Below are 6,643 nucleotides of genomic sequence, written 5' to 3' on the forward strand. Positions count from 1 at the left end.
TGGTCACCGCGGCGGGCTTCAACGCGCTGCACGGCGGTCAGGGTGGCGGCCTCGCGCAGGCTCACGCGGCGGCTCTCGGAGGTGGCCAGCACGGCCTGCCACGCGGCGACCATGCGCTGCTTCAGGCGCTCGTCCACCTCCTCGCGGCTCCACCAGTAGGCCTGGTTCGCCTGGACCCACTCGAAGTAGGAGACGATCACGCCGCCGGCGTTGGCCAGGATGTCCGGGACGACCAGGACGCCCTTCTCGGAGAGGATGCGGTCGGCCTCGCCCGTGGTGGGGCCGTTGGCGCCCTCCACGACCAGCCGGGCGCGCACGCGCGGGGCGTTCTCCTCGGTCAGCACGGACTGCACGGCGGCCGGGACCACGAGGTCCACGTCCATCTCGAGCAGTTCGTCCGCGTCCATGGGCTCGGTGCCGGGGGTGTCCTTCACGGAGCCGGTGTCCCAGAGCTGCTTCTGCAGGGCGTCGTAGTGCAGGCCCTCGTCGTCGCGCACGGCGCCGTACTGGTCGGACACGGCCACGACCTTCACGCCGGCCGCCTCGAGCAGCTCGACCGTGCCGGCGCCGACCTTGCCGAAGCCCTGGACCGCCGCCGTCGCCTGCGACGGCTCGATGCCGAGGTGCTCGAGCGCGGCGAGCGCCACGTGGACCACGCCCGCCGAGGTGGCGGAGGCGCGGCCCAGCGAGCCGCCGAGCGCGACGGGCTTGCCGGTGACCACGCCGAGCGTGGTGTGGCCGACGTTCACCGAGTAGGTGTCCATCATCCAGGCCATGGTCTGCTCGTCCGTGCCCACGTCCGGGGCGGGGATGTCCACCTCGGGGCCGATGATCGGCTGGATCTCGGAGGTGTAGCGGCGGGTGACGCGCTCGAGCTCGGCCTTCGAGTACTGGCGCGGGTCGATGGTCACCCCGCCCTTGGCGCCGCCGTAGGGCACGTCCAGCAGGGCGCACTTCCAGGTCATCCACATGGCCAGTGCGCGGACCTCGTCCAGGTCCACGTCCAGGCTGAAGCGCACGCCGCCCTTGGCCGGGCCGCGGGAGAAGTTGTGCTGCACGCGGTAGCCGCGGAGCACCTCGGTGGAGCCGTCGTCGCGGCGCAGGGGGATGGAGACGGCCATCTCGCGGCGGGGGGCGGCGAGCATCTGGTGCAGGCCCTCGTCGTAGCCGAGCGTCTTCACGGCGGCGGAGAGCTGGGCCAGGGCGTTGTCGAGCGGGGAGGACGGGGCCGTCACGGCCTCGTCCTCGGCGGGGATCCTCGTCATTGAGCGTCCTCGTGGTCCGGTGGGAAGGGATGTGTCGCGGCCCGACCGACGCGCGGAGTGCCGCGCCCCATTGCGCGGCCGACGTCGTCCGGACCCCGATGAACGCTACGCGCTCCCCGGTCACCCGTCACCCCCGCTGAGCCGAGATCCGCGACCGCCCGGGTGACGCCGGACACAGCGGCGTGTACTGTGCTGTGGACGCGCCGCACACCCGCGGCGCCCTTCGGCGTCGAACCGACGCCGCTCGCTCAGGGCCCACCTGGTCCGGCCCCCGGCCGTCCGCCGCGCGAGGCACCCCGCCCGCGACGTCGGCCCGACGCCCCAGCCCCGTGAAGGAGCCCCTCATGACCGTGACCCTGCCCGCCGCGATCACCCCCTCCCCCGCGTTCCAGCCCGTGCCCGGCCAGCGCATCGACCCGGAGCTCGCCCGCTCCTGGCTGCTGGTCAACGCCGCCCAGCCCGAACGGTTCCAGCCCGCCGAGGACTCGGCCGCGGACATCGTCATCCTCGACATCGAGGACGCCGTGGCCCCCAAGGACAAGGACCAGGCCCGCGGGGACGCCGTCGCCTGGCTGACCTCCGGGCACACCGGCTGGGTGCGGCTCAACGGCTACGGCTCGCGGTGGTGGGAGCAGGACGTCGAGGCGCTCGCCGCGGCCCTGCCCGCGCACCTGGGCGGGCCGGTCGCCGAGGGCGGCCTGGCCGGCGTCGTGCTGGCGATGGTGGAGTCCACGGACCACGTGAACGAGACCGCCCGGCGGCTGCCCGGGGTGCCCGTCGTGGCGCTCGTGGAGACGGCGCGCGGGCTGCAGCGGATCGACTCGATCGCCGCCGCGAAGGGCACGTTCCGGCTGGCCTTCGGGATCGGCGACTTCCGCCGTGACACCGGCCTGGGCGAGTCGCCGATGGCGCTGGCGTACACGCGGTCCCAGTTCACGATCGCGGCGAAGGCCACGGGGCTGCCGGGCGCGATCGACGGGCCCACCGTGGGCTCCACCGGCGTGAAGCTCGCCGAGGCGACGGCGGTGACCGCGGAGTTCGGCATGACCGGCAAGCTGTGCCTCGCGCCGGAGCAGTGCGCGGCCGTGAACGAGGGGCTCAGCCCGTCCCAGGAGGAGCTGGCGTGGGCCCACGAGTTCCTCGCGGACTTCGAGGCCGACGGCGGCGAGATCCGCAACGGCTCCGACCTGCCCCGCAAGGCGCGCGCGGAGAAGATCCTCGGGCTGGCCACCGCGTTCGGGGTGCGCTCCACGCGGTACCCGGACCAGGACAACGCGATCACGGCGCCGTCGGACACGTACCACTACTGAGCGGGGCCGCCGCCCACCAGAAACGCGGGTTGAGTTGTCACGGGTGCGGAGGCCGCACACCGGTGACAACTCAACCCGCGTTGCCTCGGGGGGTGCGGATCCCGCCTCCGCTCACACGTCCTGGCGCGTCCGGCGCACGACGGCGGCCCGCACCGAGAACGCCAGCACGATCGCCAGGATCCCGTAGATCACCCACGTGATGGGGGTGGAGACGAGCACGGCCGGGTCGCCCACCGAGCTGAGCAGGGCGTCGCGCAGGCTGGTCTCCGCCAGCGGGCCGAGCACCATGCCGATCATCAGCGGCGCCAGCGGGTAGCCGTACCGCCTCATCAGGAAGCCCAGCACGCCGATCCCCAGCAGCATCAGCAGGTCGAACACCGCGCCCGTGGTGGCGTAGATGCCCAGCCCGCAGAACAGCGTGATCCCCGCGTAGAGGTAGTGCTTCGGGATGAGCAGGAGCTTGGCCCACAGCTGCGCGAACGGCAGGTTGATCGCCAGCAGCACGATCATCGCGATGAAGAAGCTCGCCAGCAGCGCCCACACGAGGTCCGGGCTGCGGTCGAACAGCAGGGGGCCGGGCTGCAGCCCGTACTGGCGGAACGCCGCCAGCATGATGGCCGCCGTCGCGGAGACGGGCAGGCCGAGCGTGAGCAGCGCGCCCATCGCCATGCCGGTGGTCGAGTTGCCCGCGGCCTCCGGGGCCGCCAGCCCGCGGATCGCGCCGCGGCCGAACTGCGGATGCGCCCGGCGCCGGTCCAGGCGCCGCTCGGCCGAGTACGCCAGGAACGTCGGCACCTCGGAGCCGCCCACCGGCACGATGCCGAACGGCAGGCCGATCGCCGTGCCGCGCAGCCACGCCGGGGCGGCCTCGCGGAACTCGGCGCCCGACAGCCACGGCCGGCCGGTGCGACGGATGCGCAGGTCCTCGTGCTCGCGGCGCACCCGGGAGGCCACGTGGAACACCTCGCCGAGCGCGAGGATCGCCACCGTGACGGTCACGAGCGGGATGCCGTCGAACAGCTGCGGGGAGCCCATCGTGAAGCGCTCGGTGCCGGTCACCGCATCGATCCCGACGACGGCGATGCCCAGTCCCAGCACCAGGGAGGCCAGGCCGCGCAGCACCGAGTCGGCGACCACCGAGGAGGTGGCCACGAAGGCGAAGAGCGCGAGCGCGAAGTACTCCGCGGGGCCGAAGCTCGTGGAGAACTCCGCCAGGACGGGGGCGAGGAACACGACGCACACCGAGGCCACCATGCCGCCGATGAAGGCGCCGAGCGCCGCCGTCGCCAGGGCCTGGGCCGCCCGGCCGTCCTGGGCCATGCGGTGGCCCTCGAACGTGGAAGCGATGGCCGAGGCCTGGCCGGGGGTGTTCATGAGGATGGCCATCGTGGAGTCGCCGAAGAGGCCGCCGAAGTACACGCCGGAGAACATGATGAACGCGGCGGTGGGCTCGAGGGCGAAGGTCATGGGCAGCAGCAGGGCCACGGCCATCGAGGAGCCGAGTCCGGGCATCACGCCGACCGCGGTGCCGAGCAGACAGCCCAGCACCACCCAGAGCAGGTTCATCGGGGTGAGGGCTCCGGCGAAGCCCTCCATGAGGAGTCCGAGGGTCTCCATGTCAGAAGCCACCTCCCAGGATGCCCGAGGGCAGGGTCAGGCCCAGGGCCACCGCGAAGCCGAGGTAGGCCAGCGAGGAGACGAACAGGGCGACGAGGATGTCGAACACGGGGTGCGGGGCGCCGAACGCGCGCGTGACGCACCAGAACAGCAGCGCCCCGGCGAGGATCCACCCCAGCCAGGGCAGCAGGACGGCGAACGCGAGGAAGCCGAGGAAGCACCAGGCCAGCGCGCCGAAGTCCGAGTGGAACAGGGTCAGCGGGCCGGCCGCCTGGCCGACCTCGCCGTCCGCGTCGGCCTGACCCTCGGGGGCCTGGCGCACGCGCACGACCTCCACCGCGAGCGCGGCGGCGATCACGAGGCCCGCGACCGAGAGGATCAGCGGGAAGAAGTCCGGGCCGGGGAAGTCGGCGCCGTCGGTGTCCATGGTCAGGGACCCCAGCAGCAGGTAGAGGCTGAACGCGGCCAGCACGGCCGGCATGACGAGTCCGGAGAGCCCGGCGGCGCGTCCCCAGCGGGAGGGGGCGTCGGCGGCGGGGGGGACGGTGGATGCGTGGCTCACTTGATCTCCTCCGTCAGCGTGCCGATGCGCTCCTTCTCGGCGGCGATGAACTCCTCGAGTTCGGTGCCGGAGAGGGGCACGGGGTTCCAGTAGTTGCGCTGCACCGCCTCCTTCCACTCGGGGGTGTCGACCGCCTCGGCGATGAGGGTCTCGAGCTCGGTGCGCTCCTCCGCGGAGACGCCCGGCGGCACGAACAGGGCGCGCCAGTTGGTGAGCGTGACGTCGTAGCCCTGGGAGCGCAGGGTCGGGATCTCCTCGACGCCGGCCAGCGGCTCGGCCGCCACCACGCCGAGGGCGCGCAGTCGGCCGGCCTCGACCTGCGGGTAGATGTCCGCGAAGCCGCCGGCGGAGGCCTGGGCGGTGCCGTTGAGCAGGGCCTGGATGGCCTCGCCGCCGCCGTCGGACGGGATGTAGGTGGTGTCCGCGACCGGCACGCCGGCCGTGCGGGCGATGTCCGCCATGACGAGCTGGTCGAAGGAGCCGCCGCCGGTCCACGCCACGTGGGCGGGGTCGGCGCGCCAGGCGCTCACCAGGTCGTCCATGCTCTGGTACGGCGAGTCCGCCGGGACCACCACGAGGCTGTATTCCTCGACGACGCGGCTGACCGCGGTGACCTGGGAGAGCTCGGGGCCGGTGCCACGGGCCGCGTGGGCGGCGATCTGGCCGGTGCCGCCCACCATGAGGTTGTTCGCGTCCTCGAGCGTGGTCAGCTGGCCGAGGGCGATGTTGCCGCCGGCACCGGGGATGTTGACCACCTGGACGTTGTTCACCAGCCCGTTGACGCGCATGGTCTGCTGCAGCTCGCGCTGGAACGAGTCCCAGCCGCCGCCGGCGGCCGCGGGGGCGATGAGGGTCAGGTTGGTGCGGATGTCGTTCCCTCCCGAGGCCGAGCGGATGGAGAAGGCGGAGGCCGCGAGCACGGTGAGCACCGCGATCACGCTGAAGACGATCCGGCCGATCCCCGTGCGTCGGCGCGGGGGGCCGTCGGGGGAGGTGGAGGACATGGCGGTTCCTAACAGAGACACCCCGCCGCCAGGGAGTGGCGCCGGGGACAGGTGCGAGTGGTGGAGGTCACCGTAACAGCGCGACGAGGCTGCGTGCGCTCCGCGTCCGCAGAGTGACCGACGACAACCGGCCCGGGTGGTGACGGGGACCGCGCCCATGACGCACAGTGGTCCCCATGACGATCATCAGCACCGGAACCAGCACCCCCGAGAGCGCCGCGGCCTGGCGGGCCGCCCTGGCGGAGGCGGCCCTGCGCGGAGAGGACGTGGTCTGGTTCTCCCTCGACGGGACCGAGCCGGACGAGGCGGAGGCACGCGAGGCCGGCGTCGGCGTGTCCGTGGCGCACGCCCAGGAGCGCGGCCGGGACGCCGTCGGCGACCTGCTCGAGCACGCCGAGCGCGTGGGCGCGAGCCGGATCGTGGTGGGCGTGAAGCACCGCTCCCCCGTGGGCAAGCTGCTGCTGGGATCGGCCGCGCAGCAGATCATCCTCGAGGCGCGCGTCCCGGTGGTGTGCGTCAAGCCGTGAGGGCCGGCGTCGGGCGGGCGGCCCTGCGCCCGGCCCACCCCGCGGCGTTTGGGGGCGGTTTCGGGCGGTATTCGGCGTGGATACCGCCCGAAACCGCCCCCAACCGGTGAGTGGGACCAGCCCGGGAACGCCGAAGGCCCCGGAACCACACGGTTCCGGGGCCTTCGTCCTCGGTGCGCGAGGGGGGACTTGAACCCCCACGTCCTTGCGAACACTGGCACCTGAAGCCAGCGCGTCTACCAATTCCGCCACTCGCGCGAGCGGCCTCCTGCTCTCGGCCCCGGACATCCGGCGACCGTCACAGGCAGCGAGGAATACTCTAACCCCCGCCCGCCCGGGCGTGCAAATCGGCCCCGAC

6 protein-coding genes and 1 tRNA gene are annotated in these 6,643 nt (G+C 73.2%); 2 read left to right on the forward strand and 5 right to left on the reverse strand.

Annotated elements, in window-relative coordinates; genetic code table 11:
• Nucleotides 1-1,265 (reverse strand): Glu/Leu/Phe/Val family dehydrogenase (locus HMPREF3105_RS01690; RefSeq protein WP_070708626.1); only part of this gene is annotated, 1,265 nt, incomplete at its 3' end.
• A gap of 344 nt (nucleotides 1,266-1,609) precedes the next feature.
• On the opposite strand from HMPREF3105_RS01690, the gene HMPREF3105_RS01695 reads away from it, so the two are divergent.
• Complete coding sequence (locus HMPREF3105_RS01695; RefSeq protein WP_052520044.1) at nucleotides 1,610-2,575, forward strand: HpcH/HpaI aldolase/citrate lyase family protein; 966 nt, start codon at nucleotides 1,610-1,612, stop codon at nucleotides 2,573-2,575.
• A gap of 111 nt (nucleotides 2,576-2,686) precedes the next feature.
• Here HMPREF3105_RS01695 and tctA read toward each other — a convergent pair whose 3' ends face one another.
• The 3 genes from tctA to HMPREF3105_RS01710 are packed head-to-tail and all read right to left on the reverse strand — an operon-like array spanning nucleotide 2,687 to nucleotide 5,758.
• A complete protein-coding gene (gene tctA / locus HMPREF3105_RS01700; protein WP_002858211.1) occupies nucleotides 2,687-4,192 on the reverse strand; it encodes a tripartite tricarboxylate transporter permease TctA in 1,506 nt (501 codons plus the stop codon).
• 1 nt (nucleotide 4,193) lies between these two features.
• A complete protein-coding gene (locus tag HMPREF3105_RS01705) occupies nucleotides 4,194-4,754 on the reverse strand; it encodes a tripartite tricarboxylate transporter TctB family protein (RefSeq protein WP_020624449.1) in 561 nt (186 codons plus the stop codon).
• Nucleotides 4,751-5,758 carry a tripartite tricarboxylate transporter substrate binding protein gene (locus HMPREF3105_RS01710; RefSeq protein ID WP_020624448.1) on the reverse strand — a complete coding sequence of 336 codons (1,008 nt, stop codon included), beginning with the start codon at nucleotides 5,756-5,758 and terminating at the stop codon, nucleotides 4,751-4,753. The genes HMPREF3105_RS01705 and HMPREF3105_RS01710 overlap by 4 nt, the downstream gene beginning before the upstream one ends.
• A gap of 176 nt (nucleotides 5,759-5,934) precedes the next feature.
• On the opposite strand from HMPREF3105_RS01710, the gene HMPREF3105_RS01715 reads away from it, so the two are divergent.
• Nucleotides 5,935-6,285, forward strand: a complete 351-nt coding sequence (locus HMPREF3105_RS01715) for a universal stress protein (protein ID WP_043278910.1) — start codon at nucleotides 5,935-5,937, stop codon at nucleotides 6,283-6,285.
• Between the two features lie 174 nt (nucleotides 6,286-6,459).
• Here the strand turns inward: HMPREF3105_RS01715 and HMPREF3105_RS01720 are convergent.
• Nucleotides 6,460-6,543 (reverse strand) — tRNA-Leu (locus HMPREF3105_RS01720).
• Between the last annotated feature and the right edge of the window lie 100 nt (nucleotides 6,544-6,643).

This window comes from Micrococcus sp. HMSC31B01 (genome assembly GCF_001816085.1).
In the GTDB taxonomy this organism is placed as follows: Bacteria; Actinomycetota; Actinomycetes; order Actinomycetales; family Micrococcaceae; genus Micrococcus; species Micrococcus luteus.